Genomic DNA, 26,276 nt, shown 5'->3' on the forward strand with positions numbered 1-26,276 from the left:
CCTTTAGCGGGAAACTCGCGCGGCGTCGACTGGGGCTGCTCATGAGAGCGGCTGCCGTGCGCCGACGCTCACGGAACCGGCCGGCGCAACGTACTCCCGCCGTCGTCGTTCGATTCTTTCCTGATGACCGGGCGAGGGAACGCCCGCGCCCTTAGTCCGGTTGCACCTGGCGCAGGCGGCGACAAAGTTCTGCAGGCTGGTGGATCCGCCCTTGGACCACGGGTAGAAATGGTCACCGTGCTCAGCGGGCTGTGGGCACCGCTTTCGGAGTCCGGACTCCATCTCGCACTGGCCACCGGCGCGTGCCATGCCCTCCCGGCGCTGCTGGCGACTGAAACGCCGGACCGGGTCCCGGCGTTTGATGTCTCTGGCGCGAATGACGGCCGCAACAATCATCAGAACCACCACGAAAAGCCCGGGGAGGGCGGCCGCGGCCAGAACGCCGTCAACCATGCCGCGAAGAATTTCAGCGACGGTGGCTGCGCTGCGGTTGCCCGCCGCGTTCGTCTTCGGCATGAGCGCCAAGACAACGGAGGTGCTCAACCACACAACGACCGCCGAATACGCCGCACGCAGAGCCTGGCGGCTCCAGTAGATGCGTTTCAGTTCCACCATTCAGTCGTCCCCCAACGATCTCCGGCCCGGTCGAATCCGTGCTGCCCGGCAGCTAGGGAGATCGTACCGTCGGGGCCACAGTTCTGCTGTCCTCATGCTTCTTCCTCGTAAGTGCGGCTAATGCGCAGTGGCGACGCGGGCGTAACAGAGGTTTTGGGCAGGCCAACGGCAGAAGAGCCGACGAAAACGGCGGGGCGTGCTCGCCGACGTCCTGGCTGGTTGTGGCAGGCTCTGCCCCGCTACCGCAGCCCCGGCGCTCCGTCCCGGATCGCGAAGGACGCCTTCGCGCGGGAGGGGATCCCGGCGTCGTGACTTAGTCCAGTACCCGGAAGTCAGTTTTTCGGCCGAACCAGTTTTGCAGGAAGTGAACGTTTGTGCAGATGCCCCCGGCCGTCACTGGGCCAGCGGCCCGAGCGAGAATAGCTACTCACCAGTAGCTATGGTGTGAATGAGGTGTTTCGACCGCGGAACACGAGGTTGAGCTAAGCGGCCGAATTTAGCGCACATTCGTGCAGTTCACGCCGCATGGGCCCTTGATCTGCCTAGCCTCTTAGGACCGCGGCAACGATTCGACCGGCAAGACGAACCGGCAGTCGCGGCTGGTCCCACCCGCTGACACGCGAACAAAGAGGTTTCTATGTCACTGCTCACCAGAACCCTGTCCATTGCCGCCGCCGCGGTCCTTGCCGGCTCCCTCGCCGTGGCTCCCGCCCAGGCGGGCACCCTTGACGTTTCCCCGCCGGGCGCCAACGACTGGTCCTGCAAACCAAGCGCTGAACATCCGTATCCGGTCATCCTGGTGCCTGGAACCTTTGAAAGCATGGACAAGAACTGGTCCACCCTCTCGCCGTATCTCAAGAGCGCCGGGTACTGCGTGTTCGCCCTCAACTACGGCGAGACGAACGGCGTCTACGCCACCGCGCCGGTGACCAAATCGGCGAAGGAACTTGCCCCGTTCGTGGACAAGGTGCGTTCCGCGACCGGCGCCAAGAAGGTGGATCTGGTGGGCCACAGCCAGGGCGGCATGATGCCCCGCTACTACATGGGCTTTCTCGGCGGCGCCAAGTATGTCCGTCAGCTGGTGGGCATCGCACCCTCCAACCACGGCACGAAAGGTGTGATCGTTCCGCCGCCGGGATTCGTCCCGCCTCCGGACTTCACCGCAGCGGGCTGTGCTGCCTGCGCCGACCAGCAGGCAGGATCGGCATTCATGCAGAAACTGAACTCCATCGGCGATACCGTTGCGGGGCCGTCCTACACCGTCCTGTCCACGGTCTACGACGAAGTGGTCATTCCTTATAACAGCCAGTTCCTCAACGGCCCGGCCCGGCAGGTCACCAACATCACCATCCAGGACAAGTGCCCGGCCGATGTCTTCGAACATGACCAGACGCCGAACGACCCCGTGGTGCACCAGTTCGTGGCCCACGCGCTGGGGCGGGCCTCCGGCCCAGCTGATCCGGCGTACCAGCCCAGCTGCATTTAGGCGACTTCAGCCCCGGACAACAGCCGGGAGACTACGACGGCGGGACCCACCAGATAGTGGGTCCCGCCGTCGGGCGTTGGCGAGGACCAAGTTCCGGGCCCGCCAGTGGCCACGATGGGTGTCCTCGGCAGAGCCGCCTTTTGCCCCGCTGACCCTGGTCGCCTACGGGCCGAGTAGGACCGGCGCCGCTATTCAGCTAGAACGATTCCCAGTATTCGGCGGGGGAGGGCCTGGCTACTTCTCCTCGGCCTGACCGAGGGTGGGGCCGAACAGGCCGGCGAACATGTTGCCTTTCACGGACGCCCCCAGGTTTCCGAACATCGGCTTGATGACCACGTCGGGACGGTCCGGCTCGGAAAGCGGCAAAGGTGAACCGGGCCCGTTCACCGCCGCCCGGCTCCACGACGCCGAGGTCCGGCTGCGGAGGTCACCGGCGGATGGCGCCCCTGGCCGCTGCACTGGAGCTGACGGCTAGCCTAGGCGGAATCTGCGGTACGTTTCGCCGGCCGATAACCGGCAAGTTCGGCCCGGACGTCGCCCTCCTCGTGCCCGCCCTTCTTTTTGCCGAACGGCAGCACTTTCAGCAGCGGGTGCACGATGGCCAAGACGAGGAGGCCCCAGGCGAGCCCGAGGACGGCCGAGCAAAGGGTGTTCACGAGCCAGGCCAGGAAGCCGCCCAGCGCCGGGATCCCGGCGACAGGTGCCTCGAGAACGTGGACCAGGTCATACGGCAGGTGCCAGCCGAGGTCGTAGGCCCCCTGCAGCATGATGTGACCACCTACCCACAGCATGGCGATCGTCCCGATAAATGTGATCGCGGCCAGCACGGCGGGCATCCCCTTGACCAGCAGCTCGCCGAAGCGCTGGGATCCTGCAGAGTCCTTGGTCATCAGGTGCAGGCCGATGTCGTCCATCTTGACGATGAGCGCCACGGCCCCGTACACGAGCACCGTGATCGTGATCGCCACGACGACCAGGATGAGTGCCCGGACCCACAAGGACTCACCGGCCACCTCGTTCATCGAGATGACCATAACCTCGCAGGACAGGATGAAGTCGGTGGTGATGGCGCCCTTGGTGACCTTGGCCTCCGCCTCCGGGCCCCGGTCGACCGCCGGCGCCTTCTCGGCCTCGTGGTCGCCGCGGATCTTGTGCCAGACCTTTTCGGCACCCTCGTAGCAGAGGTAGGTGCCGCCCGCCATGAGGATGAACGGGATGACCCCCGGGATGAAGGCGCTGATGAGCAGCAGCGCCGGCAGGATGATCAGCAGCTTGTTCCGGAGCGAGCCCCAGAAGATCCGCTTGATCATCGGCAGTTCGCGGGACGGGTCCGCCCCGGACACGTACTGCGGGGTGACGGCGGCGTCGTCGATCACCACGCCGGCGGCCTTGGCTCCCGCCTTCGCCGCCCCGGCAGCGACGTCGTCCACCGACGCGGCCGCTATCCGGGCCAAGGCTGCGATGTCATCCAGCAGCGCGACGAGACCGCCGCTCACAGAGCACCCCCGCACTGCTCGGCGGCGGACTGCATGGCACGGAGGGCTGGTTTGAGGCGCGAGATTGGCATACATAAATCATACGGACGGGTGTCCTTCAGCCTCTACCTGGTCCATCTGCCGATTTTCCTGGCCGGCGTCACCTTGCTGCGGTCCGTCTCGCTACCCCTGGCGCTCGCGGTCTCCGTCGCCGCCTCCTTCGCGGCGGCCGAGCTGTTCTACCTGCTCCCGCAGGGTATGCCCGCGGCGGCAACGGCTTCTAGCCCCGCGCCTGCAGCCCAGGAACCCCGTCCTGGATCGCGAAGGACGCCTTCGTGGAAACGGGGGCTCCCGGCGTCGTGACGTAGTCCAGCACCCGGAAGCCCGCGGTCATGGCGTCCTTCGTGATGCGGGTGTTTACGTAGCCGCGGTTGTCGTTGTAGAACTTCAGGTGCGGGTTCCAGGCCATGGTCGGGTCCGTGGTGGAGCCTGAGCCGTGACCGGTGGACGTGATAGACGTGCAGACGAGCTCCGAGCCCACCACGGGCGACGCCGGATCCTTGTAGTCCACCTTGACGTCGTTGCCCAGTTGCGGTGCACGTCTCCGGTCAGGACCACGGCGTTGCGCACCTTGGCGTTCACCCAGCCCTGGGTGATGCGGCGGCGCGATGCGGCGTAGCCGTCCCACCCGTCCATGGAGACGTCGTCGATCTCCGGCGCCATGTTCCGGTCCCGCTCGGCGAAGAACACCTGCTGGCCCAGGATGTCCCAGCGCTGCGTGGAGTTCCTGAAGCCGTCCAGCAGCCACTTCTCCTGCTCCGCGCCGGTGATGGTGCGGTCCTCGGCTAGGCGCCCCGCCACGTTCTTCTGCCAGCCGTCGCCGGCGAGCTGGTCGTCCCGGTACTGCCGGGTGTCCATCATGTGGAAGTTGGCCAGCTGGCCCCACTGCAGCCGCCGGTAGATCTTCATGTCGAACCCGGCCGGCACGGACGAGGCCCGCAGCGGCATGTTCTCGTAGTACGCCTGGAACGCGGCGGCCCGGCGCTGCCGGAAATGCTCGGTGGTGCCGTTCAGCTGTCCGGCATCCTGGTTCTCCGGGACCTCGTCCGCCCAGTTGTTGTCCACCTCGTGGTCATCCCACACCACCAGCCACGGCGCCACCGCTTGCGCGGCCTGCAGCTCGGCGTCGGCCTTGTACTGGGCGTGCCGCTGCCGGTAGCAGGCCAGGCTGGTGGTCTCGGGACCGGCGTGGTCGCGCGGGTTGCCGCCGCCGATCACATAGCTGTCCTTATGGTGTTGACGGGTGGTTCCGTGACCGTTGCAGGGTCGTGGCTACCCCAGGGGAGGCACCACCTTCAGTCCTGTCCCAGCCGGCGCCGCGTCTGGCAGCCTGACGAAGTCGCCGCGAGCTCAGAATCAGGCCTGAAGTGCGCCCCACCAGAAACAGGTTCTCGTCTGCAAAAAGAGGCTGTCCGCCTGGACGGCGGGGAAGGTGGAGGAAACTTCGAGCCTGCGAGTGTGTGGACCGCCTCCCTATTTGCCCACGGTTCCAGCAACCCTATTTGATGCGTTCCGGAATGGACCCGCTGAGTTGAGGAATCCTTGCCGGCACTCGCAAGGTGACCGGCCGACCAACACTGGCCGTTGCAGCTGCGCGGCATTTTCAGCTCAAAGGGCTCAGTTAGCGGGCGTCCTCATGACGCGCCGGCCACGGCCGGAAGCAACCGGACGTGCGCGTCCACGTGCGCGGGGCCGAAATCGGCGGAGTAGCAGGATGGTGACGCCGGTCAGTACGGTGAGGGCTGCGACGATGGGCACCCAGGGCTGGATGAGGAGGATGTCGGCGCTGGCAGTGACCTCCGTGGTCTGCGACTCCGTTTGATCGGGGTAGCTGAGCCGAACATCCATGGTGACCAGTTCGATCGGCCAGGATGATGGTGCGGCGACGGGGAACGACCTTTGTCTGCCCGCGGGCAGGATCGCCGAGTCGATGCGGTACTGCTGTGGCGTGCCGCCTCCCGGGGAGGCGGTGACGTTGTTCTCGCCGAAGAAGCGGACCACGGAGCGGCCCGGATTGCGGACCTGCAGGGTCCCGGTCGCGGTCCCGGAGAGTTGGACCGGGGAAGTGTCGAGGACGGCACTAAGCTCGCGCTGCCGGGGTCCGGGCACGTCCAGGGTGATCAGCGCCCCGATCTGATTGACGATTTGAACGGAGCCGGCTTTTGTCGGTGCGGGGGTGACCACGAGGCCGAGGAAGTAGAGGTCGGGATGGATCGACTGCGGCACCCGGATCTGCAGGGAAACCGGCAGAAAGTCCTGGCCCGGGATGGTGACTTCGCCGGCCGGGAAAGTGACGCGTCCGGCCCAAAGGGGGTCGGCCTGGTCCATGAGCTGAACGCTGCCGTTGTCGCCCAGCTCGGCTCCGCGGTCGCTCAGGGTCACGCGGACCGGGTCGGTGCCCTGGTTGATGAGCCGGATCACCACCGCCGCTTCCTGACCTGGGTGCACGGGGACGGGTGCCGGGGGCACCGATACGGTGAGCGCGCTGTTGCCCGCCCCGGCCGCACCTGTTGCCGGGGCCAGCCGGGGTGCCGCCGCGGCCGGCGTCGGGGGAATCAGGAGGACTGAGGCGAGGACTGCGATGCCGGTGAGTGTGCTGGCCCAACGGCGGGTTCGCCGGTGCGCCCGTCGGGGCCCGCCCGGTTCCGGGACGGCGGCCGACGCGGTCACGTGTAGTTGGGCGTTACCGTGTAGGTGATGGTGTCCGTGTAGTCGCCGGTCGCCGCGGCGTAGTCGACGGCCACCCGATTGGTGACCGTGATGGTGTCGGCGGTGCCGCCGGTGGGGCCGGTCCGGCTGGCGATCTGCTCACCGGCTGTGGTGTAGCCCGCGTACTTGGTACTACTGAAGGCCGGGTCGATGGTCGCACCGGTGCCGGTAACGGTATATCCGAACCTGTTAGCGCCGGGCCACGTCGCCGAGGTCCCCTTGCCGGCCGAGGCCTTCGCAAGTACCGGGTTCCCCGCGGAGTTGCTCTGCAGGCCGGTGGCCGCATCGCTGACGCTCAGGGTGTAGCCGGTGTTGGCGTTCGTCTGGACCGTCAGCACGACGTTCTGGCTCTGATCGGCAAGTGCGGGAAGGCTCGGGTCCAGGGCCAGCTGGAACGCGGTGGTGTCCACGGTGAAGGTGAGGCTCTTGGCGATGGTGGCGGTGACCGCGGTGTTCGTCGCGGCCATCGTGACCGTGTTGGACCCCGTCGGGCCGTCGATGACCGCCGGCGCGGCAGTATTGGTGCCGACGTTTACGGTGTACGAGCCCGCCGCGGGGTTGGTCAACCCCGACAGCTCCACATAGATCGGGATCCCGGCCGCAACCGACACCGCCGAGGTGACAGTGTAGGTGATGGTCTGTCCGGAGCGGGCGACGGAGCCGGCGCCGATGCCGTAAGCCTTCACGATGGCCGGCGCCCCGCCGAGCCCGGCGCCGGTGACCGCGAAGGTGATGGTCTTGATCGCTCCAGCGGTCGCGGTCTTGAATGAGTATGAATGGGTGACTCCGGCGGCGGCCGCCTGGTTGTTACTCACTGACCACGTTGTTTGTGTGAGCGCGGCGGCTTGTGCTGCGGGCGCCCCCGCCACGATCAGACCCGTGGCGGCCAGCAATCCCGCCATCCCGATCGACAGCAGTTTCCGAGTGTGGGTGCGCAGCAGGTTGTGGATGTTCATCCTTGGGCTCCTGGTCATTAAGCGGTGGCGCCAAAGCCCCAGTGTGAGCGCGTCGAGCGCCCCGTATTCTGTTGACCTCACCGGATGGTACCACGTCGAGCTCACCTGCAACACCCGCAACACCTGTAGCACCTGTACTCAGCTGCAACACCTGCGCTCACCTGCAACAGCTGGCCTAGCTGGACGCCCCTGCTCAGCATGCCAGGCTTCGGACCCGTCCTCGCCGCGGAGTTCCTAGGCCGCCACCGGCGGGGACCTCACCGTCTTCGAAACGGCGGACCGGTGCGCTGGCGTCGTCGGGCTCGCCCCCTCACCCAGGGACTCCGGCAGGATCGCCGGTAATCATCAACGGTCGCAGGGCTGTGACCGGAGGCTCCTGCGCGTCTCGGAGGGCGATGCGGTCAACATCCGGCGCGGTCTACCAGCCGAATCAAGCAAGAACGAAAAGGGCCTCGCTTATTTCCTCACACAATCCATCCGCTGCTTGCCCTTCGGGTTGCCCCTGTTCCGTCGGGCACAGCTAAGCGATGCTCCGCCAGCAGGCAAAAACATGGTGGGGGACAGGGAAGCCGGTACTTCCGGCGTCCGCCCCGCCGCAGCGAAACGGAGCATCACTTCATGAGCCAAGCAACAGCCACCCGCCACCTCACGGCGGAAACCGTCGAACCGGTCACCGCCCCGGTCCTTCCCGCCGACAACCGGTCAGGAGATGGCTACGACTGGATGGAGACCTCGAAGGCACCGCCTGGTCCGTGCTGCCGAACTGGGACAGTGAGGGGTCGGACGCCGGAGCGTGGCCCTACTTCATCGTCGCCGCCACCCGCACCCGCGACGGGAACGGGGAGCTGTTCGGCTACGGAATCTATGTCGAGGGCGACACCGCCACGTACTGGTTCCGGTCCCAGGACGCTTGCTTCGAAGCCATCACCGCTGAGGTCTTCTTCCACTGGGCATCCGGCCAATCCGACGGACCTGACAACCTCCCCACCACAGCCGCCGAACTGCCGGAGCAGGACCGCAAGCTCTACCCCGGCCGGAAGGACTAGAAGCGCTCGGGTGTCCCGGCCGCGAACGGCCGGGACACCCGATAGGCACGCCAATATCCGTTGACAACATCATTGAGATTCCTTCTTGTACTCGTACAGATAGTCACCCAGGTGGAGAACCAGATCCGGCTGGTCCTGCGCCGGCCGCGTGTAGGCGGTGAAGTAGCCGTGCTCGTGCTGCGCGCAACTGGCGAACGCCATGGCCAGCGCCGACGGCGTCTCATGCAGTGCAGGGCTGGTCAGCGTGCGGCCCACCGGGCTGATGTGCCGGCCGGTGCGGAACCGGTAGAAGTATTCGCGCCCTGGGCGCAGGCCTTTCAGCTCCACGTGCACGGAGTGCGCCGTTTCGATCCGGGCGTGTTCGACGCCGCGGGCTACCACCGTGCGCATGCCCTCGTCCTCCGCCACTTCCCACGCCACCGCGACGTTGCGGGACGGCATCCCGCCGAAGCCGTCCTCGGCCACCGGGTCCACTGCCAGCCGGGTCCAGATCACGAAGCCGCCCGGCCCCGAGGCCGGCGGAAAGAAGGGATCTGCGCGCAATGTTGTCCATGGCCGCCACGCTAGTCACGGCGGATTGAGAAGGTCCTAGGCGGACGTGAATGGGCAGGTAAGTGCGTGACAAGACATGCGGGTCCGGGGTAGGGTCATTTGCCCTAAGGCCTGAGCCCCCGCCGGTCCTGCAGGGCCTCGTATCCAATGTTGCGTGGCGATTAAGGAGAACTCATGAACAGCGCACCGTCCGTCGTCGTTTTCGACGTCAATGAAACGCTCTCGGACATGGCGCCGATGGGGGAGCGCTTCGCCGAGGTCGGAGCCCCCGCGCAGGTGGCGAAACTCTGGTTCGCCACGCTGATGCGCGACGGCTTCGCCCTGACGGCGGCCGGCGGCAACGGCACCTTTGCCGAGATCGGCGCGGAGGTTCTGCGCGGGCTGCTGGCCGACGCGGGCACCGGCACGGACCGGGACCGGGCGGTGGAGCATGTCATGGCGGGAATGGCAGGGCTGGGCCTGCATTCTGATGTTGCGGACGGAGTGCGTGCCTTGCGGGCGGCGGGGTACCGGCTGGTCACCCTGTCCAACGGCGCCGCCAGGGTCGCGGAGGAACTTCTCGCGTCGGCCGGGATCCGGGACCGGTTTGATCGGCTGCTGTCCGTGGAAGACGCCCCGGGCTGGAAGCCGGCACGGGCCGCCTACCACCACGCGGCGTCGGCCTGCGCGACGGACCCCGGGCAGATGCTGCTGGTGGCGGTTCACCCCTGGGACATCCACGGGGCGGCCGCGGCCGGCCTCCGCACGGCATGGATCAACCGGGACGGGGCCAACTATCCGAACTATTTCACTGCCCCCGACTACACCGTCGCCTCCCTGCGAGAATTGCCGGAAGCCCTGGCAGCGCCGACAGCCCCGGCCACCGGGCAGCGGTGACCGAGGCTGTCGAGACTGGTGGTTCTGCGGACTCCGACTTAGGCGCGTGCCTTGGCGTGGCCCTTGGTGAGGATTAGGGCCAAAGCCACCATGCCGACGCCGAGCAGCAGGTGCAGGATGTTGTCGAAGCCGTTCAGCGGCACGAAGTTCGCGGCCGAATCTCCAGGGACCACCAGGCCGAAGACAAACAGCACCAGGTAGATCACGCCGCCGTAGAGCAGGAAGGAGCGGGCGCCGGTCGCGGTCCGGGCCAGCAGGAGGCCCGCCGCGCCGAAGAGCAGGTGGACGATGTTGTGCAGGGCCGAGACCTGGAAGAGGCCCAGCAACAGGGCCTCGGAGTTGTGGCCGGCGAAGGCCAGCTGGTCGTAGTTGCTGGTGATGCCCGGAACGAAGCCCAGGACGCCGACCAGCAGGAAGACGGCGCCGACGGCGAGGCTTGCCTTCTGGACGTTGGTGCGGGTTGCTGCGGCGGTGCTGGTATGAGTAGCCATGATGATCTCCTGAACGCGATAGGTGGTTGATCAGTGGGTCGCGGTACTTGCTGATCCAACGAGTTACGCATGCAGTTCGGGGCCGCCTGGCATGCCGGATGGCTGTAAAGACAAAAGCTATTGGGCGCGGGGCGGGTTGGGCCGCGTGTCAGGACAACGGCTACTGCCGAACCCGCGGCGGATTTGGGCCTTCGGCGGCAAGCCAGCGACAAAGGAGTACGCTTTGGCCACCCAGCGTGCGGCCATGTTGCCGCCGACGAACGCGCCCAGATTGCCGAACATCGGCTTGACCGCGATGTTTGAGTTGCGGGGCAGGACGGACCGGAAACGCTCCTTGTCGGCGTCGGACGGTTTGGGCATCTGCATGTCGGCCCCCGGGTTGCTGGAGTGTGAGGAAAGGACGGCTATTGGCGCTGTCGCGGTGCCGACTGGGGGCTGCCGGCACCAGTGAGCTGACGCACCCAGTAAAGCATTTCGAGCGATGCCATACCAGGACGGCATCTTCATCATGCTCCGGAGTCCGGGCCATCCGGTACTGACGGTTACACCGCGCGGTCTGGAGGGTCCCAAAGAGCACCGTACGACGGCGGGACCGGTCACCTTTGGTGACCGGTCCCGCCGTATTCTTAGGGAGTTGGGTGTGCCGAAAGTCCCCGGAACCGCTACCTGTCTTCCAGGACGCCGCAGGCTGCGGGATCGGTGGCTTCGGCCGGAAGCTTCGGGTCGAGCTCGCTGGCGCCGGCCGAATCGAAGTCGTACTTGCCGTTGTGGTTGTAGTCGATGCCGTGGATCACCACAACGCCTTCGCCGTCGCGGATGGATTCTGCAATGTCCTTCGCCGTTCCGGTGCCGCCGTTGCCGGGGTAGCCGGTGCCGGCGACGTCGGTGAATTTGATGTTTTTGCGCTTGTAGTCATAGCTGCCGTCCTTGGCAACGGGGAAGCGGTCCACCGCCAGGAGGCTTGCCGGGGTGGTGTCGCCGGTGGTGTTCAGGGACACGACCACGGGGCCGTAAGCGGGGATGCCTTCCACCGTATTCAGCCGGCCGTCGTGATTGCTGTCCAGGGCCAGAGTGGGGCACTCGTTCAGGGCCTGCTGGCCGTAGTGGATGTGCTGGGCGTGCGGTGCGTCGGGGGTCAGGCCCTCGGCGTGCACTTCGATGCGCTTGATCATCTTGTTGCCGACGACGGCCTTGGCAGTTCCGGAAGCGCCGGAACCATTGAGTTGGGTGAGGGTGGCGGTCAGGGTGACGTTCTTGTCGTTGTCTCTGGTGTCGCTTCGGTCGTCGTGCGCCTGGGCCGGAGCTGCGGACAGGGAGGTTGCCGCAAGTAAGGCAACCGCTGAGCCTCCAAGGGCTAATACTGATTTTCGATTCACTATGAACTCCTCTTTCTTGGCCAGTGAGGAGGTCCCGCTGGTCTTGAGTGATTCGAATCACACGCCCCGGCGGATGGGTGGAGGTTGGGCAAGGTTTGATAAATGTTCTCGCCGGTGGCCGGCGCGGGCCTGGTCCTGGCCAAAGCGGAATGGCTCAGCCGGGATGCCCGGGTTAAAGACCCGGAGGTGCTGCCCGTCCGCGAGTTGGCGGACGCGACGTCGGGGCGCCGGTAACTGCGCTAGGGGCGCGGCGCTGGACTACCGGTCAGCCGCTCCAGCGCCCAGTCCCAGTGGATCAGTTCCTGCTCCAACCGGACGGATTTTCCGAACCGGTCGCTGCCCAGCGCTTCATGGAGCGCGGACTCCTCGGCCGTCAGCCTGCTCAGCGCAGCACGTGAAGGCGACGGTTCGGTGCCCCAAGCATCGCGGTGCGCCAGCAGCGTTTTCTCGTCCATCAGAAGGCTCACCACGTGCGGGTGGATGGCCCGGAGCTGGTCGAGGATGCGGAATCCGTGGGTGTCCAGGTCACCCCAGTACCGGACCTCGCAGTCGCGGAGCCAGCCGGCGTCCTGGAGCGACGAGAACCCGTACCCGCCGCCGTAGATGGCGAGGGTGCCGGGCGCCTCCGGTATGGCAAGGAAATCCACCAGGTTCTCGGTGATGATCACTCTTTGGACGGGCAGGTTCAGGGTGCTGAACGCCTCGGCCGTGACGGTCACGTACCGGGCTCCGCCCAGCAGTTTGAGCCCCAGGTCCAGTGCCCGGAATCGGACGAGCTCGGGCGGGTGTCGAAAACCATGCCGCGCAGCGAAGCGGGCTGCCGCCGTGCGGCCGGTTGTTTGTCCCAGCAGCGACCCCGGCTCGGCGGCAAGCTCCGCAAGAACCTCATCTTCCGCGGCGTCCATGGGAACCGGCACCCCGGACTGTAGCTCCGCCGCCAGCTCGCCGATAACTCGTCTGTGGTTCTCGATGAACTTGGTGTGGACCCCGGGCAGGCTGAGCTGCCGCACGTAAACGCCCGGTTCCGGGTTGTCCCGCAGCCACAGCGCCCCCCGGGCCGCGGTCAGCGCGTCGCCGCCCAGCTCCAGCAGCTGCAGCGGACGCCTCAGCGCCCACGCGCGGAAGGCAGGGTCCAGGGCAGACAACCCCTCGGCGAGCCCACGGAACCGCGCCGCATCCTTCGACTTGCCGACAAGCGCAATCTCATCCTCCGCCGCCGCAAACACCGCCGCGGCCGGCAGCAGGTTGGCCCCGATGGTGCTTCGGCCCACCTCCGCCGTCTCCAGCGAGAAGCGACCAACGGAAGCAAGCAGCTCCGCCGCCCACTCCCTGGCCGCAGCGTAGTCGCTCCGGAGGGTGGCCGCCGTCGGGCGTTTTAGCGGGCGGCGGCGCGGGTAGACGCCGCTGGGTTCCAGCAGTTCGCGCAGCAGCGTCCCGCTGTCCCAGGCCTTCTGCGACTGGGCGCGCAGCATTGCCAGCGTGGTCCAGCCCTGGGCCAGTCCTGCTGACGCGTCAGCGCGGAGGTCCCTTCCCAAACCTCGCAAGCTCGGTTCGGGGCCCTCGGGACGCCGCTTAGGCACGCCGGTCCCGTTCGTCCCGGTATTCCTGGATGGTCATGTTGCGCAGCTGGGAGTCGTCGCCGTTGGTGTTCGCCACGAAGCCGACGTGGGCCACAAACGGTTCGATCACATGGATTTTCTGCAGCGGAGTGACGATCAGCAGCTGCAGCTTCATCCGCTGGAAGAGCTCCAGCCCGTACCGCGCGGACTCGTCGGAGCCGCGGCCGAAGGCCTCATCGATGACGACGAACCGGAAACTGCGCCCGGCGGCGGCGTTCCTGCCCGTCGTTTTTCCGGACCCCAGCCCGAACTGGAAGGCCAGCGCGGCGGCGAGGATGGTGTACGCCAGCTTTTCCTTCTGGCCACCGGATTTGCCGCCCGAGTCGGTGAAGTGAGCGCGCCGGCGGCGAGTTTTCCGACGGCGGCCAGCACCACGGCGTCGTCCGTCAGGGGCTGCTCGGCGAGGACGGCTGCGCATTCCTCGATCGCGGCGGCGATCTCCTTGGCCGCTTCCTCGTTGGCGCCGATCCGGCGCTGGAGTCTGTCCGCCTGGTCCTCCAGGCGCCCCAGCCGCCAGGCCATCTCCTGCTCCTGGGCCGCCAGCTGCTGCAGGACATCGCTGGCGGACCCGAGGTCGGTCTTTTCCAGCTTGAGGTCCTCGATCCGGCGGGCGGTGAGCTGCCAGCTGATCTCGGCGAAGTCCGTCACCGACCGGACCGTTCCGAGTTGCTGGTTCTGCCGTCCGAGCGCACCGAGGGAGTGGTCCACCTTGCCGAGCCGGGCGCTGTTGCCCTGGAGCTGGCCGCGGACCTCGTAGCAACCATGGAACCGGGCGGGAGGGGCCCAGCGTCCGGCACGACGCCGCCGCGACACTGATGGTCCCGCGGCGGGGCGAGACGGACACCTCGGGTATGGCCTGCCTTTCCGGCGTCCTTCGTGGATATGCAGGACGAGTGGTGCCTCATCCAGGACACCCGGCACGCCAACTCCAACAAGTCCTGCACTTTGCAAGTGCCTTGGCTGGGAGAGCCGGTGGTCACGCTCCCCAGCTGCCAAATGCACGGCTTCTTTCCTATCTGTTGATTCAGGATCTTGGCGGGCTGCGAATGGTCAGGGCTTCTGTGCCGCGGGCGGGGGTTTGAGCCGGACGCGGACCGCGGTGCCGGCGCAGAGGATGACGGCGAGGCCGCCGGCAATGGTGGTCCAGGTCAGGGTCTCGCCCAGCAAGAGCCAGGCCCAGCAGATGCTCAGCACGGGCTGGACGAGTTGGATCTGACTGACCTGGGTCATGGGGCCGATGGCCAGGCCGCGGTACCAGGCGAAGAAGCCAAGGAACATGCTCACCAGGCCCAGGTAGGCAAAAGCGGCCCACTGGACCGGGGTTCCCGACGGAGGCTGCTGGGCGATGGAGAGCGCAGTCAGGAACACCATGAGGGGAGATGCCAGCACCAGAGCCCAGGATACGGTCTGCCAGGCGCCGAGCTCGCGGGCCAGCAGTCCGCCTTCGGCATAGCCGATGGCCGCGGCCACAACGGCGCCAAGGAGCAGCAGATCCGCCCAGTGCACCTGTCCGAAGCCGCCGGACTGGGCGAAGCCGAACACAAGGGCAGCCAGCGCGCCCATAGCCGAGATGACCCAGAAGGCAGCCGGCGGACGCTCCCGCCCGCGGAGAACTGCCACCGTTGCCGTCACGGCCGGGAGCAGGGCGATGACCACGGCGCCGTGGCTGGCGCGTGCTGTGGTGAGCGCGAAGGAGGTGAGCAGAGGAAATCCGACGACGATTCCGCCGGCGACCACCGCGAGCCGGGCCCACTGGACACCCTGAGGAAGGCGTTGGCGCGTAACCGCGAGGGCGGAGGCGGCCAGGACCGCGGCCAGGACTGCCCTACCGGAGCCGATGAACAACGGGGAGAGCCCCGCGGCAGCCACCCGTGTGAACGGCACAGTGAAGGAGAAGGCCGCTACTCCAAGGAGGCCCCACCATAGGCCGCTGGGCTGACGGGGCGGTATCACAGGGCGAATAAGCGTAGTAGCGCTACTATTGTCTCTCATGGATAACGATAGCAGTTCTCGGATTGCGGTGCGCCTCAGGGAATGGATCGCCGGGGCTTCGCCGGGATCACGGCTGCCGTCCACACGGTCGCTGGTGGCCCAGTACCAAGCGAGCCCTGTGACGGTGCAGAAGGCTCTGCAGGCACTCACGACGCAGGGGCTGATTGAGAGCCGGCCCGGCGTCGGGACTTTCGTGCGGGCCGTCCGGACCGCGCGCCCGTCAGATTACGGCTGGCAGACGGCGGCACTGCGTTCACCTCAAGGGCCTCTGCGTCCGGTGTCCACCGCGATGCGCACAGCATCGAACGACGCCGTCGCGTTCCATTCCGGCTATCCGGACCGGGAACTCCTGCCGGAACGCCTGGTGCGCGCGGCACTGACCCGGGCAGCGAGGAGCGACGCCGCCGTGTCCCGCCCACCGGCTGCGGGGCTTCCCGAATTGCAGTCCTGGTTCGCGCACGAACTCGGCGCCTCGACCCCCGCAGGGGTCACTCCGCCAACACCGAGTGATGTCATTGTGCTGCCAGGAAGCCAGAGCGGACTCAGCTCCATCTTCGGGGCACTGGTCGGCACGGGGCAGCCCCTGCTCATGGAATCCCCCACCTACTGGGGAGCCATCATCGCCGCGGCGCAGGCCGGCGTCCGGATTGTCCCGGTGCCCAGCGGCCCCGACGGCCCTGACCCGGAAGAGCTGGCCCGGGCATTTGCGGAAACCGGCGCACGCCTGTTCTATGCACAACCCAACTATGCGAACCCCACCGGAGCACAATGGCCGGCCCGGCGAGCGGAACAGATCCTGGACGTCGTACGCAAGAACGGCGCGTTCCTCGTCGAGGACGACTGGGCGCACGACTTCGGCATCACCACCACTCCCGTGCCCATTGCAGCCCGTGACGATTCCGGCCACGTCGTCTACCTTCGCTCACTGACCAAAAGCGTGTCCCCGGCCATCCGCGTGGCCGCCGTCATCGCCCGGGGCCCGGCGCGTGAACGCATCCTTGCCGACCGCGGAGCCGAGTCGATGTATGTCAGCGGCCTCCTCCAGGCCGCAGCACTTGATGTCGTCACACAACCTGCCTGGCAGACCCATTTACGCAGCATCCGCCACCAGCTCCAATCACGCCGCGACCTGCTGCTCACCAGCCTGCGCGAACACGCCCCGCAGGCCCACATCGACCACGTACCCAAGGGAGGGCTCAATCTCTGGGCACGCCTGCCCGACGGGACAGACCTTGAACGGCTGAGCCGCGACTGCGAGGCCGCCGGGGTCATCATCGCCGCCGGGACTGAATGGTTCCCGGCCGAACCCGCGGGCCCGTTCATCCGGCTCAACTACGCCGGGCCCAACCCCGGCGCGTTCCCCGAAGGTGCCCGCATCCTCGGCCGGTCCATCGAACGCAACTGCCGTTAGAAGGCCGCAGACGCAAGAAGGACACGGGCATCGAGTTGATCGCCAACCCCGGCGGCTACTACCTGGCCTCGTCGGTGGAGGGCGGTTCCGCGGTGGACGTGGGCAGCGAACTGGCAACCTGGCCACCGACGTCAGCGGCGCCGCCGGGGACGGGCCGCAGCTGAACGCCACGGAAGCTGCCGCGGCGCCGTCGTCGGAGCCCTCCGCCGCGGCCGCCGCCGACACCGCGCAGGCGGCGTCGACGTCGGACAGCGCCGGCCCGCTGTGGTGGGGACCGGGCTCCAGTCCGGCCTCGCGGAACTGGCTGACGAGTAGGCCGGCAGCCATGGCGCAATGTAACGGACTGGTAACATGGAACGGATGCTGTCTAAGTCTGGTCAAACAAGAGTCACGCAGCTGGATGGCCTCAGAGGGATTGCCGCCCTGATGGTTGTTGCCTGCCACGTCCTGTCCACCCTCCCCGGAATCGGGAGTGTATTCACTAACCGTTCCGTGGGACTCAACACTGCGGAGAAGTGGGCTATTTTCTCTCCGCTGCATGTCCTCTGGAACGGCACCCCCGCGGTCCACGTCTTTTTTGTGCTCTCCGGCTTCGTCCTGGTCCTGCCGTTCACCCGGCCAGGGGCCGTCACAAGCTGGGCGCCCTACTACGCCAAACGGTTGCTCCGCCTGTACCTGCCGGCCTGGGCATCCCTGGCCGTGGCTGTCGCGCTGATTGCGATCATTCCCCGGACCGCGTCGCCGTTGCAGAGCGACTGGGCGGACATTTACGTGATCGACCCCAGCGTGGGCCAGGTCTTCAAGGACAGCCTGCTCCTGCTGAACGCGAGCACCATCAACACCCCGCTGTGGTCCCTCAAATGGGAGGTCGCGTTTTCCCTCCTGCTCCCGGCCTACGTCTTCATCGCCCTCCGCTGGCGACGCTTCTGGCACGTCAAAATCGCCATCGCACTGCTGCTGGCCGTGGTGGGAGCGTTGCAGGACGTGGAATGGCTGTCCTATCTCCCGATCTTCGCCATCGGGGCCGTCCTCGGCGCCGAACGCGAGCGGATCCGTGAACTGACCGAATCCTGGCCGCGCGTCGTCTGGTTCTTCGTGGCCGCCGCGGGCCTCTTCCTGGCCAACGCGGAATGGATCAGCCGCGAGCAGCCGATCCCCGGCGTCGAGGCCGTTGTTACGGTGGGTGCGGCACTGATCGTCCTGCTGTTCGTGTCCTGCAGTTCGGCCAAGAAACTCGGCGACACGGCGGTTGCACAATGGCTGGGACGCGTGTCCTTCAGCCTCTACCTGGTGCACCTTCCCATCATCCTGGCCGGCGTCACACTCCTGAGGTCCGTCTCGCTTCCCCTGGCCCTCGCGGTCTCGGTGGCCGCCTCGTTCCTGGCCGCCGAGGTGTTCTACCGCTACGTGGAACAACCCACCCAGCGGCTCTCGATTGCGGCCGGGCGCGCCGTGACGCGCCGGATCCGGCGTGACGACCCCGCAGGGACCCCGGAACGCCCGGAGACAATCGACACCCCTGCGACCCCGCCCGCCCGGGACCTGGCGGATGCGACGTCGGGTCACCGGTAGGGAAGCGCGTCACGAACGGCAGGATGGCAGCGGCGAACACCCGCACATTCATCGCGGCCATGGCCAACCGGAGCAATTGTTGTGTCCAGCAGATGCGTTTCAAATCCAAGCATCTGGTCATCCCCATAGAGGCTCCGGCAAAATGAAGACGGGCGGTGCCCGCTCGCGGCGACAGATGGTACGTTCGCTGGCGCTACGGGGAGGCGGCGCCTCCAAGCGGGTGTTCGTCAAGGGTGTTCTGGTTCAGTGCGGACTGCCCTACCTTTTTTCTATGGCCATGGGCAAGCAACGGTGCCCTGACCCCTACAGGAATTTCTGCTCAGAAGGAGTGGGAAGGTCATGAATGCACGAACCAAAATCTTCTTTGGTCTCATCGTCCTGTTGCTGGTTGTTGGCGGGGTGACGCTATTTGCCGTCAACACAACAAACAGGAGCAGAGCCGCGGAGTACAACCCGCAGATCAACCCTGCCGATTTCACCACCAAAATCACCAACAAATACTTTGCTCTCCCTGTCGGCAAAAAATTGACGTACGAGACCACCGAGCAAGGCAAAGTCACCGAGAGGGTCGAGATCGAAATCCTGCAGGAGACCATGACCGTTGGGGGCGTGGAGACCGTGGTGTATCTGGACAGGGAATACAAGAACGGGCAGCTCGTCGAGGAAACCCGGGATTACCTGGCGCAACACAAGAACGGCGACGTGTGGTACTTCGGCGAGGAAGTGGACAACTACTGGAACGGGATGTTGTTGAACCACTCCGGCAGCTTTTTGCATGGAAAAGACGGGGCAAAAGCCGGCATCTGGATGAAGGCCGAGCAGCGCGTCGGAGATTCCTACCGGCAGGAATTCTACGCCGGCCATGCGGAGGACATACGGGACACCGTCGCTACCGGCGAGACTGTCTCCACAAAATCCGGCACCTACACCGACTGCGTCAAGGTCTACGACTGGACGCCGCTTGAAAAGAATGCACGGGAGCACAAATATCACTGCCCCGGGGTCGGTGCCTTGGTCCTGACCGAGGACCTGCAGACAGGGAGCCGGTCAGAACTCGTGAATGTTGCCCTGCCCTAGACCCCGCCCTAGACATCCAGCAGAACATCCTCCTGCCGCCGGCTCTTCCGGCGCGTCTCCGAAGTAGAGAGGCCGTGCGCGGCAATGAAGGGGCCGACGTCGGCTGCTACTTCTTGGGCCGGGGCTTAGAAACCTTCGGCTCCTTGGGCGGCAGTCCGGCCACGTGCTCAAATGCTTTCTCTACCCAGGCCCTGGCCCGCGCCTCATCGCCGTCGCCCTCGGCGTTCCAGACTTCCGGCAACCCGGTGTAGCCGCCCATGGGGCGCTCGGGCGGCCCGAACGGAACGGTCCGCTCGGTGCTTTCAAGCATCTCTTTGTCCGCCTCGGCCAGCTTCACTCCGATGGTGGGGCCGAACAGGCCGGCGAACATGTTCCCGTTCACGAACGCCCCCAGGTTTCCGAACATGGCCTTGATGGCCACCTCGGGACGGTCAGGCAGCACCGAGCGGAAGTGTTCCTTGTCGGCGTCGGACGCTTTCGGCATTTCCATGGGTCTTCCTCCGGTAACTGGTGGCCACGGGCTGGTCTATCTGGCGGCAGCTCCGACACTACCGCGCCACGTGGGTGGATGGCGGAGCTGCCCGCGTCCCCGAGATGACGTGGCGCAGGGTTCCACCGATGACGAGGAGTTCAATGCCTTTGCTGTCCTCCAGCAGCTGTGTCGTGGTGAGCACCTCAGTCAACGTCCCGCTATCCCTGAGGATCAGGGGTACGTGTAACAGTGGACTATGAGCGTTAGGGATCGCGTTGCACGGCACCGGGCTGCTTTGCGCGGACGTGGCTTCCGGCAGATCCAGATGTGGGTGCCAGACGCCCGCACGGACGAGTTCAAGCGTGAGGCGCGGCGCCAAGCGCTTGCGGTTGCCGCCGCGGACCGCGCGGGTGACGACCAGGACTTCATCTAACAGATTTCGGAAGACTGGCCGGAGTGAACCGGGGCGAGCTCTGGGCGGTCTCGGGTGGCACATATGCGCAAAAACCCAGGCCGGCGCTCATCATTCAAGATGATCTGTCTGCGGCGCCTGGTGTGGGGTGACGCGCTGGGAAGCCGCGTCTACAGCCTCGCGGAAACCGAGGGAGGGCAGACCAGGTTCGAGATGGTCGAGCGCATCGGCGGGCCGGTGTTCCCGCTCTTCGCGAACAAGATCCCGTCATTCGATGCCAGCTTTTCCCAATTCACCGCCGACCTGAAATCCGCAGCGGAACGAACGCGCTGATCGCGAGGTCCGGGGCGCGCCATCCCCGCATGTGCCCCCGTGCTGACGCGGTCCTCCTGGCCGCCATTGCGGTCGCCGTCGGGCTGTATCTGTTTCAGCCGTGGCGGATCTTCACCAGTTCCACCGTGACCGAGGACGTTCCGGCCGCTGCGCCGCAGCCCAGCCAGGCTGCGGGGCCATCCGGTGCGACCGCTGCGACCGCTCCGCGTGAACTCGTGACGGGCGAACTTGTCAGCCATGACCATGCCAGCTCCGGAACCGTGAAAATCCTCGAACTCCCGGACGAGAGCTCGATTCTGAGGTTCGAAGGCCTCGATACCTCCGATGGTCCGGACCTTCGGGTGTGGCTCGGTGACGCCCCGGTGATCGATGGGCGCGCTCCGGGGGCACTTTGGCGCGGACACACCGTCAACTGTGCCGCCGCCGTCGTACATTGTGCCCAAAGTGCCCCCGCTCGGAAACAACCCTGCCCAAACCGAGCTGCCGGCCGCCCATTGGGTTGGCGCTGCGCCAGCCGCTGGCCAAACGGCTGGTCGACGCCGCCAGCGACGCACTGACCACCGTGGACGCGCCGGTGGCACGGCAGGTTCTGGCCACCGATCTGGGGCTGCTGCAGAGCAGGGCCCGGGCCGGCTGGTGGCCCCGGCGGCGCCTGAACCCCAGGCTAACCGGCTCCCCGCGCAGGCACTTAGCTCCGCCGCGGCCCTGGCCGGGTGCCGGGCGCGCTCCGGAGGCACTTTGGCGCGGACACGCCGTCAACTGTGCCGCCGCCGTCGGACATTGTGCCCAAAGTGCCCCCGCACGGAAACAACCCTGCCCATGCGAAGCTGCCGGCCGCCCACTGGGCGGTCCGCGCCGCCGGAACCATTCCGGTCCAGCCGACGAACCGCCGGTCGCCACACAGAACGCCCGCCCTCCCCGGGCGTGCACCATTATGCCCGGGCATCCCCTTGACACGGCCTATAGCCAGGACTGCGCGTACTGCCCAGGCAGATTAGTTGAGCGGGAGCCGCTGCCGGCACTTACCAGGACAGTGAGTATGGCTCGGCCCAAAGGGCCGCCGTTAGAGTGACGGACTTGAACCACGCCTGGTACATGGCCTCGACCTCATCCGTGTCCGCGACCTGTTCGGCCAGGAATGGTCGAATCGTTGCTGTCAAGGGAACGATGAAGGCAATGATGTAACGCAGGCTGATCTCGGACGCCGTCGAGCTGACGCCATCGGTGAGGTTCTTCTTCGCTGCCGTGTGGCGGAGGGCAATCTCATGCTGGTAGTCAAGCCACTGCTGATCACGGTCGCGTGAACAAGTGTCAACGATCCACTGGGCGAATCTGGCCCGTACGGCCCCCAGATAGTCCGGATTTGCGGTTCCATCCGCCCCGGCGAAACTGGCAATGAGGAAGTCGTGGCTGCCAACAAATCCGTACCAGACGTCGAGGATGCGATCGGTTTGCGGTCCAAGGATCTCGCCCGCACGTCGCAACGCGTGCGCATCATCCTCAGTCCACAGCACAGCTGATTCGAGCCGCGCAAGGTCTTTGAGGGAGACGGGAGTCGGGGCAACAGACTCGCTACCGAAGGTGTAGCCGGGGATCGAGGACATAATTGCACCTTTCGCCAGGAACTCTCATCATGTAAGCACTCGCAGGCACCACCGTAAAGAGGGCGGGGACTGACGCCCCAGCCCCCGTGGTCATCCGCCCCGCAAATCTCCTGTACAGTTGAGCTTGTTGTTGTGTTTATGCAGTTCGTAGTTCAGGCAGTACGCATGGTTGAAAGACCTTGTTCTTCTGAAGCAGCGGTTTTGAGCACCCCACACCGGAGGACCCGAAAGTCGGGACTTTTCCTCTACCTTCACGAAGGACAAAAAATAATGGCTACTGGTACCGTCAAATGGTTTAACGCTGAAAAGGGCTTCGGCTTCATTTCCCCCGATGACTCCTCACAGGACGTCTTCGCACACTACTCCGCGATCGCCTCTTCCGGCTTCCGCTCCCTCGAAGAGAACCAGAAGGTCTCCTTCGAAACCGAGCAGGGCCCCAAGGGTCCCCAGGCCGTAAACATCCAGGCTCTCTAAGACTTAGCTTTCAGCTAACTCTTCACGAGTCCGGAACCGTAAGGTTTCGAGCAGGGTCCGTCTTTGACGGGCCCTGCTTTTGTTTAACCCGGGTGTGCTGCGCTGGCCCCCAACTGGCTCGCAGTTGTGGACGTTCTGAGCCCTCAAAACGGCCCCTGCTGCGAGTCAGTTGGGAAACGGGCGACGGCGGGATGGCTGGCTCCCGCTCCGCCACCGAGCTCCTTCTCAGCCTCCGAGTTCCGGCGCCAGCTCGAGTTCGACATCGACCTCGTCTCCGGCGCTGATGCCAGCCGCGGTCCTGATGCCCTTTTTGACCGGCAGCAGGTACGAGCCGCTCTTGCTGTCCGGGAAAAGTGAGGTGGACCAGCGCTGCCCGGCGACGGAGGCGCTCACTTTCACCGAACCGAATGCCTTGCGGAAGGGCCCGGCGTCGTCCCGGAGCTCCCCGGCCAGCTCTGCGGGCAGAGTGATGAAATGCCACCCGGCCTGCTCGGGGTAGTGCCACAGCTCGCCGCGGAATGAGTACGACGCGGTCACCTTCAGCCGGCGTCGCGGTAATCGAAGTGGAGCGTCGCCGGGGGAGGGCCCTGCAGCATCTCCGCCGTCAGCCCATGCACACTCACCAGGTGCTCCCGGAACCACACGTCGTAGGGATCCTCCGACGTGGCCAGTGTCCGGAAAGCCTTGGCTAGATCCTCGGCCTCATGGAACAGGCAAACAAAGTCCCCCTGCGGCGTCTGCATGAGGCTGGCCACCTCCCGGGTGACGCCCATGCGCTTCCGCGAGTGTGCATGCTCCTCCCTCCGCGGGCCCTTCATCTCCTCGTCCAGCGCCTTCCACTCCTCGAGTTTCCCGGGCAGGATCGGTGCGAACCACGTGATGCATTCCATGACAGATTTCCTTCCACGCAAGAGTGAGTACGGTGGTAATCCCACCGGTACAGGAGCATGGTAGTCCCGTGCACGACGGCGGGACAGGGCTTTCGCAAACGCCACCGGGCCCGCTCACCCGCCGCCAGGCTGGGCGACTTCCACGACGGTGTCGAGCAGCCCGGCCGGGCGTTTCACGCCGTCAGCGCGTTCCAACCACCGGCACCTCTGACAGAATGTCGAGCATGGAATCCGTCCCCGCCTACGATCTCCGCGTCAGCATCCAGGATACGGAACCAGAAATCTGGCGCCGGCTGCTGGTGCCGGAGACCAGCACCGTCCCGGACCTGCACCGCGTCCTCCAGACCGCGTTCGGCTGGGAAAACCGCCACCTTTACGGGATCCGGGGCGTTGACCGGCTGGGCCAGCCCCGGATGATCATCGGCCCCGACGCCGCCGCGGAGGATACGGACGACGAGCCGGCTTCCGGCGTGGTGCTCTTTGAACTGCTGGATGCCCAGCGGAAAGGGCCGGCGGCGCTGGAATACGAGTACGACTTCGGCGATTCCTGGACGCACACCTTCGACGTGATGGGTCCCGCCGAGCTGCCCGCCGGGAGCCTGCGCTGCGTTGACGGCGCCAGCCGCGGGCCGGTGGAGGACTCCGGCGGGCCCCACGGCTACGCGCGCCTCATCAGGGCGCTGGCGGATCCGGCGGACGAGGACCACCGGGAGCTCTCCGGCTGGTACACGTTCGCCACGGGGCAGGACGCCGGCACCTTTGATTCCCGCGCGTTCGACGCCGACGCACTCAACAACCGCCTGGACGGGTTGTCCCGGCGGCTGTGGCCCGAACCGCCCACGGACCAGGAGATCGACGCGGTGGTCCGACCCGTCCGCTGGCTCCTGAACCAGGTGACCCCGGACGGGCTCCAGCTCACCCAGGACGGCTACCTCAAACCCGCGGTCGTGAGCCAGGCCGTCCGCGAACTCGACTGGGAATACCACTTGCAGGGGAAAGCGAACCGCGAAGTCCGGACCCCTCCCGTGCTGCAGCTCCGCCAGCAACTGCAGGAGTGGAAGCTGCTGCGGAAGCTGAAAGGCCGCCTGCTGCTCACGCCGAAGGGACGCACCATGCACGACGGCGGCCGGCAACTGTGGGACTACCTCGCCGACGCGGTGGCCTTACCGCCGGAGAAGGCGACCGCCGTCGTCACGGAGATGGTGGTCCAGTGGCTGCTCGACGGAACCACGCCGTCCTGGGACCGGCGCGGCCCCGTGGTGGCGGAGACGCTGCGCGCAGCCGGGTTCCGCATGAAGGCCGGGGCGCCGGTACCCCAGGATGTGGCCGACGGGCTGTACCGGCAGGTGCGGCGGGCGCTGGAGTGCCTGGACCTGGCTGTTCCGGAACGCCGCTTCGGCGAGGCCAGGATTCTTACCGACGGCGGCCGGAAATTCCTGCTGCAGGTGCAGCGGCGGCTCGCCGAGGTGTGACCGGCCGGCGTCGTCCGGATTGTTCACCGGGTCCGGACAGCCGGGCGAGTCTGGACACCGAAGAGGGGCGGTGGGAATCTGGACGCAGGCGCCGTCGGCGAGGGAGGCTGGTAGCAGGTCATGAATGAAACACCGGATACACGTCAATTGCTGTCCACCCGCATCGAACAGAAACAACAAGCCGTGCGCTCCTATCTGGGGCGGGAACGGCCACGGCGGAACAAGCTCTCCAATATCAGCGTCGTGGGCAGCGCCCTTGCCGCCATGCTCACCGCCGGCCCGGCCTTCGGGGGCACCGGCTTCACCAACGCGATCCAGGGTGTCTTCTTACTGGAAGACGATTCGGTGGTGTGGCGCGTCCTGTGCCTGGGGGCGGTGCTGCTGTCCGTCTCCGCGGCGCTGGCCACGAATTTCGCCAATTCCCATTCCCTGGCCGACCGGGTCAGCGCAGCGGAGACCTGCAAGGCCCAGCTGGAAGGGCTGCAGGACACCCTGAGCTTTGGCCAGATCGCCATTGACGATGCACTGAAGCTGTATCAGCAATACACGGCCCAGGTGGCGTTCGTGGACGACGTGCCTGCCCGCTGACGCTGCTATTGGCCTCCGTCTACCGGTGTCCCCGCTACCGGTCTTCCCGCTACTGCTCTTCCCGCTACTGCTCTTCCCGCTACTGCTCTTCCCGCTACGGGGACTTGGGGATGATGATCCACAGCACGATGTAGACGAGCTCACCGACGCCGAACAGGCCGAAGAACACAAAGCCGATCCGGACCAGCGTCCTGGAGATTTTGAAGCGGTCAGCAAGGGCGGCGCAGACTCCCGCGATGATCTTGCCGTTCCTGGGCCTAACCAAAGATCGTTCCATCCAGCCAAGGTAGCAGTGTGACCCTGTGATGAGAACAGCACTGCAATTGCACGACGCCGGCGGCTCCCCTTTCGGACTGTGACGCGGTCCACAAAACCGGCCGGGGCCCGTGGCCGGCCACGGGAGGCATGCCGAGGCCCAAAATCCGCACGAATCCGGGGGTTTCGGCCACTGGGAGCCGCTCCGCGGGTGGATTTGTGCCGGGTCCCCGACGCGTGTAAAGTAATTCGAGTCGCCGCCGCTGATGCGGAAAGATAGCGACCGACCCCCTGATAAACAGCCTGAAAATGGCGCGTGAATTTGCGCGCTAAAGACGGGCGGGGACCCACTCGTGGAAATGTAAATCGCGGAATCGTTGATTTGCAAAGCTTCACGAATTCGGGTAAGTTTGAAAAGTTGCTCCGGAGCGATCCTCGACTGGATATGTCGTGGTGGTGCCGG

Annotated in this window: 30 protein-coding genes and 5 pseudogenes; 15 read left to right on the plus strand and 20 right to left on the minus strand. The window is 66.1% G+C overall.

Annotation, left to right across the window (positions count from 1 at the left end):
- Nucleotides 1–39: 39 nt before the first annotated feature.
- Nucleotides 40–615 carry an HNH endonuclease gene (locus ACZYZE_RS08700; protein WP_463907342.1) on the minus strand — a complete coding sequence of 192 codons (576 nt, stop codon included), beginning with the start codon at nt 613–615 and terminating at the stop codon, nt 40–42.
- Nucleotides 616–1,252: 637 nt separating this feature from the next.
- Here ACZYZE_RS08700 and ACZYZE_RS08705 point away from each other — a divergent pair.
- Nucleotides 1,253–2,101 carry an esterase/lipase family protein gene (locus ACZYZE_RS08705; RefSeq protein ID WP_463907343.1) on the plus strand — a complete coding sequence of 283 codons (849 nt, stop codon included), beginning with the start codon at nt 1,253–1,255 and terminating at the stop codon, nt 2,099–2,101.
- A gap of 234 nt (nt 2,102–2,335) precedes the next feature.
- On the opposite strand, the gene ACZYZE_RS08710 is transcribed toward ACZYZE_RS08705, so the two are convergent.
- From ACZYZE_RS08710 to ACZYZE_RS08730, 5 genes and pseudogenes are all read right to left on the minus strand, one after another.
- Nucleotides 2,336–2,467 (minus strand): hypothetical protein, encoded by a 132-nt coding sequence (locus ACZYZE_RS08710; protein WP_463907375.1) that lies wholly within the window; start codon nt 2,465–2,467, stop codon nt 2,336–2,338.
- A 110-nt stretch (nt 2,468–2,577) separates the two neighbouring features.
- A complete protein-coding gene (locus tag ACZYZE_RS08715; protein ID WP_463907344.1) occupies nt 2,578–3,597 on the minus strand; it encodes a DUF808 domain-containing protein in 1,020 nt (339 codons plus the stop codon).
- Nucleotides 3,598–3,856: 259 nt separating this feature from the next.
- A pseudogene (locus ACZYZE_RS08720) lies at nt 3,857–4,854 on the minus strand (alkaline phosphatase D family protein).
- A gap of 399 nt (nt 4,855–5,253) precedes the next feature.
- Nucleotides 5,254–6,306: a COG1361 family protein gene (locus ACZYZE_RS08725; RefSeq protein ID WP_463907345.1), complete on the minus strand. Its 1,053-nt coding sequence runs from the start codon at nt 6,304–6,306 to the stop codon at nt 5,254–5,256.
- A complete protein-coding gene (locus ACZYZE_RS08730; protein ID WP_463907346.1) occupies nt 6,303–7,301 on the minus strand; it encodes a hypothetical protein in 999 nt (332 codons plus the stop codon). Before ACZYZE_RS08730 ends, ACZYZE_RS08725 begins: the two co-directional genes overlap by 4 nt.
- Before the next feature lie 189 nt (nt 7,302–7,490).
- Here ACZYZE_RS08730 and ACZYZE_RS08735 point away from each other — a divergent pair.
- Nucleotides 7,491–7,683 (plus strand): annotated as a pseudogene (locus tag ACZYZE_RS08735) (transposase); the annotation flags it as partial.
- Nucleotides 7,684–8,053: 370 nt separating this feature from the next.
- Nucleotides 8,054–8,347 carry a hypothetical protein gene (locus tag ACZYZE_RS08740; protein ID WP_463907347.1) on the plus strand — a complete coding sequence of 98 codons (294 nt, stop codon included), beginning with the start codon at nt 8,054–8,056 and terminating at the stop codon, nt 8,345–8,347.
- A 75-nt stretch (nt 8,348–8,422) separates the two neighbouring features.
- Here ACZYZE_RS08740 and ACZYZE_RS08745 read toward each other — a convergent pair.
- Nucleotides 8,423–8,890, minus strand: a pseudogene (locus ACZYZE_RS08745) (alkaline phosphatase D family protein); the annotation flags it as partial.
- Nucleotides 8,891–9,073: 183 nt separating this feature from the next.
- On the opposite strand from ACZYZE_RS08745, the gene ACZYZE_RS08750 reads away from it, so the two are divergent.
- Nucleotides 9,074–9,775, plus strand: coding sequence for a haloacid dehalogenase type II (locus ACZYZE_RS08750; protein ID WP_463907348.1), 702 nt, complete (start codon nt 9,074–9,076; stop codon nt 9,773–9,775).
- A 38-nt stretch (nt 9,776–9,813) separates the two neighbouring features.
- Here ACZYZE_RS08750 and ACZYZE_RS08755 read toward each other — a convergent pair whose 3' ends face one another.
- The 3 genes and pseudogenes from ACZYZE_RS08755 to ACZYZE_RS08765 all read right to left on the minus strand — a co-directional run bounded on the left by ACZYZE_RS08755 (nt 9,814) and on the right by ACZYZE_RS08765 (nt 11,642).
- Nucleotides 9,814–10,266 carry a DUF4383 domain-containing protein gene (locus ACZYZE_RS08755; RefSeq protein ID WP_463907349.1) on the minus strand — a complete coding sequence of 151 codons (453 nt, stop codon included), beginning with the start codon at nt 10,264–10,266 and terminating at the stop codon, nt 9,814–9,816.
- 237 nt (nt 10,267–10,503) lie between these two features.
- Nucleotides 10,504–10,632, minus strand: a pseudogene (locus ACZYZE_RS08760) (TfoX/Sxy family protein); the annotation flags it as partial.
- 296 nt (nt 10,633–10,928) lie between these two features.
- Nucleotides 10,929–11,642: a hypothetical protein gene (locus ACZYZE_RS08765; RefSeq protein WP_463907350.1), complete on the minus strand. Its 714-nt coding sequence runs from the start codon at nt 11,640–11,642 to the stop codon at nt 10,929–10,931.
- Nucleotides 11,643–11,744: 102 nt separating this feature from the next.
- On the opposite strand from ACZYZE_RS08765, the gene ACZYZE_RS08770 reads away from it, so the two are divergent.
- Entirely contained in the window at nt 11,745–11,876 is a 132-nt protein-coding gene (locus tag ACZYZE_RS08770) for a hypothetical protein (RefSeq protein ID WP_463907351.1), read from the plus strand.
- 5 nt (nt 11,877–11,881) lie between these two features.
- Here the strand turns inward: ACZYZE_RS08770 and ACZYZE_RS08775 are convergent, their stop codons facing one another.
- The 4 genes and pseudogenes from ACZYZE_RS08775 to ACZYZE_RS08790 form a co-directional block, all read right to left on the minus strand.
- Nucleotides 11,882–13,177: a Wadjet anti-phage system protein JetD domain-containing protein gene (locus tag ACZYZE_RS08775; RefSeq protein WP_463907352.1), complete on the minus strand. Its 1,296-nt coding sequence runs from the start codon at nt 13,175–13,177 to the stop codon at nt 11,882–11,884.
- 37 nt (nt 13,178–13,214) lie between these two features.
- Entirely contained in the window at nt 13,215–13,376 is a 162-nt protein-coding gene (locus ACZYZE_RS08780; protein ID WP_463907376.1) for a hypothetical protein, read from the minus strand.
- Between the two features lie 63 nt (nt 13,377–13,439).
- Nucleotides 13,440–13,679: pseudogene (locus tag ACZYZE_RS08785) on the minus strand (SbcC/MukB-like Walker B domain-containing protein); the annotation flags it as partial.
- Nucleotides 13,680–14,311: 632 nt separating this feature from the next.
- Nucleotides 14,312–15,253: a DMT family transporter gene (locus ACZYZE_RS08790; protein WP_463907353.1), complete on the minus strand. Its 942-nt coding sequence runs from the start codon at nt 15,251–15,253 to the stop codon at nt 14,312–14,314.
- On the opposite strand from ACZYZE_RS08790, the gene ACZYZE_RS08795 reads away from it, so the two are divergent.
- From ACZYZE_RS08795 to ACZYZE_RS08810, 4 genes are all read left to right on the plus strand, one after another.
- Nucleotides 15,252–16,664: an aminotransferase-like domain-containing protein gene (locus ACZYZE_RS08795; RefSeq protein ID WP_463907354.1), complete on the plus strand. Its 1,413-nt coding sequence runs from the start codon at nt 15,252–15,254 to the stop codon at nt 16,662–16,664. The two genes, ACZYZE_RS08790 and ACZYZE_RS08795, sit on opposite strands and share 2 nt — an antisense overlap.
- Before the next feature lie 35 nt (nt 16,665–16,699).
- Nucleotides 16,700–16,828 (plus strand): hypothetical protein, encoded by a 129-nt coding sequence (locus ACZYZE_RS08800; protein WP_463907355.1) that lies wholly within the window; start codon nt 16,700–16,702, stop codon nt 16,826–16,828.
- A 196-nt stretch (nt 16,829–17,024) separates the two neighbouring features.
- Nucleotides 17,025–18,236 carry an acyltransferase family protein gene (locus tag ACZYZE_RS08805; RefSeq protein WP_463907356.1) on the plus strand — a complete coding sequence of 404 codons (1,212 nt, stop codon included), beginning with the start codon at nt 17,025–17,027 and terminating at the stop codon, nt 18,234–18,236.
- 339 nt (nt 18,237–18,575) lie between these two features.
- Nucleotides 18,576–19,313 (plus strand): hypothetical protein, encoded by a 738-nt coding sequence (locus tag ACZYZE_RS08810; protein ID WP_463907357.1) that lies wholly within the window; start codon nt 18,576–18,578, stop codon nt 19,311–19,313.
- Nucleotides 19,314–19,419: 106 nt separating this feature from the next.
- Here the strand turns inward: ACZYZE_RS08810 and ACZYZE_RS08815 are convergent, their stop codons facing one another.
- Nucleotides 19,420–19,803: a TfoX/Sxy family protein gene (locus ACZYZE_RS08815; RefSeq protein ID WP_463907358.1), complete on the minus strand. Its 384-nt coding sequence runs from the start codon at nt 19,801–19,803 to the stop codon at nt 19,420–19,422.
- Between the two features lie 58 nt (nt 19,804–19,861).
- Complete coding sequence (locus ACZYZE_RS08820; protein WP_463907359.1) at nt 19,862–19,996, minus strand: hypothetical protein; 135 nt, start codon at nt 19,994–19,996, stop codon at nt 19,862–19,864.
- A gap of 45 nt (nt 19,997–20,041) precedes the next feature.
- On the opposite strand from ACZYZE_RS08820, the gene ACZYZE_RS08825 reads away from it, so the two are divergent.
- The 3 genes from ACZYZE_RS08825 to ACZYZE_RS08835 all read left to right on the plus strand — a co-directional run bounded on the left by ACZYZE_RS08825 (nt 20,042) and on the right by ACZYZE_RS08835 (nt 21,087).
- Entirely contained in the window at nt 20,042–20,218 is a 177-nt protein-coding gene (locus tag ACZYZE_RS08825; protein WP_463907360.1) for an antitoxin MazE-like protein, read from the plus strand.
- A 63-nt stretch (nt 20,219–20,281) separates the two neighbouring features.
- Nucleotides 20,282–20,530, plus strand: coding sequence for an SRPBCC family protein (locus tag ACZYZE_RS08830; protein ID WP_463907361.1), 249 nt, complete (start codon nt 20,282–20,284; stop codon nt 20,528–20,530).
- Between the two features lie 29 nt (nt 20,531–20,559).
- Nucleotides 20,560–21,087, plus strand: coding sequence for a DM13 domain-containing protein (locus ACZYZE_RS08835; protein ID WP_463907362.1), 528 nt, complete (start codon nt 20,560–20,562; stop codon nt 21,085–21,087).
- Between the two features lie 465 nt (nt 21,088–21,552).
- On the opposite strand, the gene ACZYZE_RS08840 is transcribed toward ACZYZE_RS08835, so the two are convergent.
- A complete protein-coding gene (locus tag ACZYZE_RS08840) occupies nt 21,553–22,134 on the minus strand; it encodes a protoglobin domain-containing protein (RefSeq protein ID WP_459320234.1) in 582 nt (193 codons plus the stop codon).
- A gap of 270 nt (nt 22,135–22,404) precedes the next feature.
- Between ACZYZE_RS08840 and ACZYZE_RS08845 the strand changes: the two genes are divergently transcribed.
- Nucleotides 22,405–22,608, plus strand: a complete 204-nt coding sequence (locus ACZYZE_RS08845) for a cold-shock protein (RefSeq protein ID WP_024365339.1) — start codon at nt 22,405–22,407, stop codon at nt 22,606–22,608.
- A gap of 225 nt (nt 22,609–22,833) precedes the next feature.
- Here ACZYZE_RS08845 and ACZYZE_RS08850 read toward each other — a convergent pair whose 3' ends face one another.
- A complete protein-coding gene (locus tag ACZYZE_RS08850; RefSeq protein WP_463907363.1) occupies nt 22,834–23,145 on the minus strand; it encodes a DUF1905 domain-containing protein in 312 nt (103 codons plus the stop codon).
- Nucleotides 23,146–23,147: 2 nt separating this feature from the next.
- A complete protein-coding gene (locus ACZYZE_RS08855; protein ID WP_459320232.1) occupies nt 23,148–23,498 on the minus strand; it encodes a DUF6176 family protein in 351 nt (116 codons plus the stop codon).
- Between the two features lie 224 nt (nt 23,499–23,722).
- Here ACZYZE_RS08855 and ACZYZE_RS08860 point away from each other — a divergent pair, with 224 nt between their 5' ends.
- Together ACZYZE_RS08860 and ACZYZE_RS08865 are read left to right on the plus strand one after the other, a co-directional pair.
- Nucleotides 23,723–24,970 carry a plasmid pRiA4b ORF-3 family protein gene (locus tag ACZYZE_RS08860; protein ID WP_463907364.1) on the plus strand — a complete coding sequence of 416 codons (1,248 nt, stop codon included), beginning with the start codon at nt 23,723–23,725 and terminating at the stop codon, nt 24,968–24,970.
- A gap of 120 nt (nt 24,971–25,090) precedes the next feature.
- Nucleotides 25,091–25,558, plus strand: coding sequence for a hypothetical protein (locus ACZYZE_RS08865; RefSeq protein WP_463907365.1), 468 nt, complete (start codon nt 25,091–25,093; stop codon nt 25,556–25,558).
- A 94-nt stretch (nt 25,559–25,652) separates the two neighbouring features.
- Here the strand turns inward: ACZYZE_RS08865 and ACZYZE_RS08870 are convergent, their stop codons facing one another.
- On the minus strand, nt 25,653–25,835 hold the full coding sequence (locus tag ACZYZE_RS08870; protein WP_459320229.1) for a PspC domain-containing protein: 183 nt from the start codon (nt 25,833–25,835) through the stop codon (nt 25,653–25,655).
- Between the last annotated feature and the right edge of the window lie 441 nt (nt 25,836–26,276).

The organism is Pseudarthrobacter woesei, from assembly GCF_055412745.1.

Excerpts from the sequence above, each read along its gene's own strand:
- ACZYZE_RS08700 (WP_463907342.1), bottom strand. The coding sequence starts at position 615 with ATGGTGGAACTGAAACGCATCTACTGGAGCCGCCAGGCTCTGCGTGCG.
- ACZYZE_RS08705 (WP_463907343.1), top strand. The coding sequence starts at position 1,253 with ATGTCACTGCTCACCAGAACCCTGTCCATTGCCGCCGCCGCGGTCCTT.
- ACZYZE_RS08730 (WP_463907346.1), bottom strand. The coding sequence starts at position 7,301 with ATGAACATCCACAACCTGCTGCGCACCCACACTCGGAAACTGCTGTCG.
- ACZYZE_RS08750 (WP_463907348.1), top strand. The coding sequence starts at position 9,074 with ATGAACAGCGCACCGTCCGTCGTCGTTTTCGACGTCAATGAAACGCTC.
- ACZYZE_RS08755 (WP_463907349.1), bottom strand. The coding sequence starts at position 10,266 with ATGGCTACTCATACCAGCACCGCCGCAGCAACCCGCACCAACGTCCAG.
- ACZYZE_RS08770 (WP_463907351.1), top strand. The coding sequence starts at position 11,745 with ATGTTCTCGCCGGTGGCCGGCGCGGGCCTGGTCCTGGCCAAAGCGGAA.
- ACZYZE_RS08780 (WP_463907376.1), bottom strand. The coding sequence starts at position 13,376 with ATGAAGCTGCAGCTGCTGATCGTCACTCCGCTGCAGAAAATCCATGTG.
- ACZYZE_RS08795 (WP_463907354.1), top strand. The coding sequence starts at position 15,252 with ATGGATAACGATAGCAGTTCTCGGATTGCGGTGCGCCTCAGGGAATGG.
- ACZYZE_RS08790 (WP_463907353.1), bottom strand. The coding sequence starts at position 15,253 with ATGAGAGACAATAGTAGCGCTACTACGCTTATTCGCCCTGTGATACCG.
- ACZYZE_RS08805 (WP_463907356.1), top strand. The coding sequence starts at position 17,025 with ATGCTGTCTAAGTCTGGTCAAACAAGAGTCACGCAGCTGGATGGCCTC.
- ACZYZE_RS08810 (WP_463907357.1), top strand. The coding sequence starts at position 18,576 with ATGAATGCACGAACCAAAATCTTCTTTGGTCTCATCGTCCTGTTGCTG.
- ACZYZE_RS08815 (WP_463907358.1), bottom strand. The coding sequence starts at position 19,803 with ATGGAAATGCCGAAAGCGTCCGACGCCGACAAGGAACACTTCCGCTCG.
- ACZYZE_RS08825 (WP_463907360.1), top strand. The coding sequence starts at position 20,042 with ATGAGCGTTAGGGATCGCGTTGCACGGCACCGGGCTGCTTTGCGCGGA.
- ACZYZE_RS08830 (WP_463907361.1), top strand. The coding sequence starts at position 20,282 with ATGCGCAAAAACCCAGGCCGGCGCTCATCATTCAAGATGATCTGTCTG.
- ACZYZE_RS08835 (WP_463907362.1), top strand. The coding sequence starts at position 20,560 with ATGTGCCCCCGTGCTGACGCGGTCCTCCTGGCCGCCATTGCGGTCGCC.
- ACZYZE_RS08840 (WP_459320234.1), bottom strand. The coding sequence starts at position 22,134 with ATGTCCTCGATCCCCGGCTACACCTTCGGTAGCGAGTCTGTTGCCCCG.
- ACZYZE_RS08845 (WP_024365339.1), top strand. The coding sequence starts at position 22,405 with ATGGCTACTGGTACCGTCAAATGGTTTAACGCTGAAAAGGGCTTCGGC.
- ACZYZE_RS08855 (WP_459320232.1), bottom strand. The coding sequence starts at position 23,498 with ATGGAATGCATCACGTGGTTCGCACCGATCCTGCCCGGGAAACTCGAG.
- ACZYZE_RS08860 (WP_463907364.1), top strand. The coding sequence starts at position 23,723 with ATGGAATCCGTCCCCGCCTACGATCTCCGCGTCAGCATCCAGGATACG.
- ACZYZE_RS08865 (WP_463907365.1), top strand. The coding sequence starts at position 25,091 with ATGAATGAAACACCGGATACACGTCAATTGCTGTCCACCCGCATCGAA.
- ACZYZE_RS08870 (WP_459320229.1), bottom strand. The coding sequence starts at position 25,835 with ATGGAACGATCTTTGGTTAGGCCCAGGAACGGCAAGATCATCGCGGGA.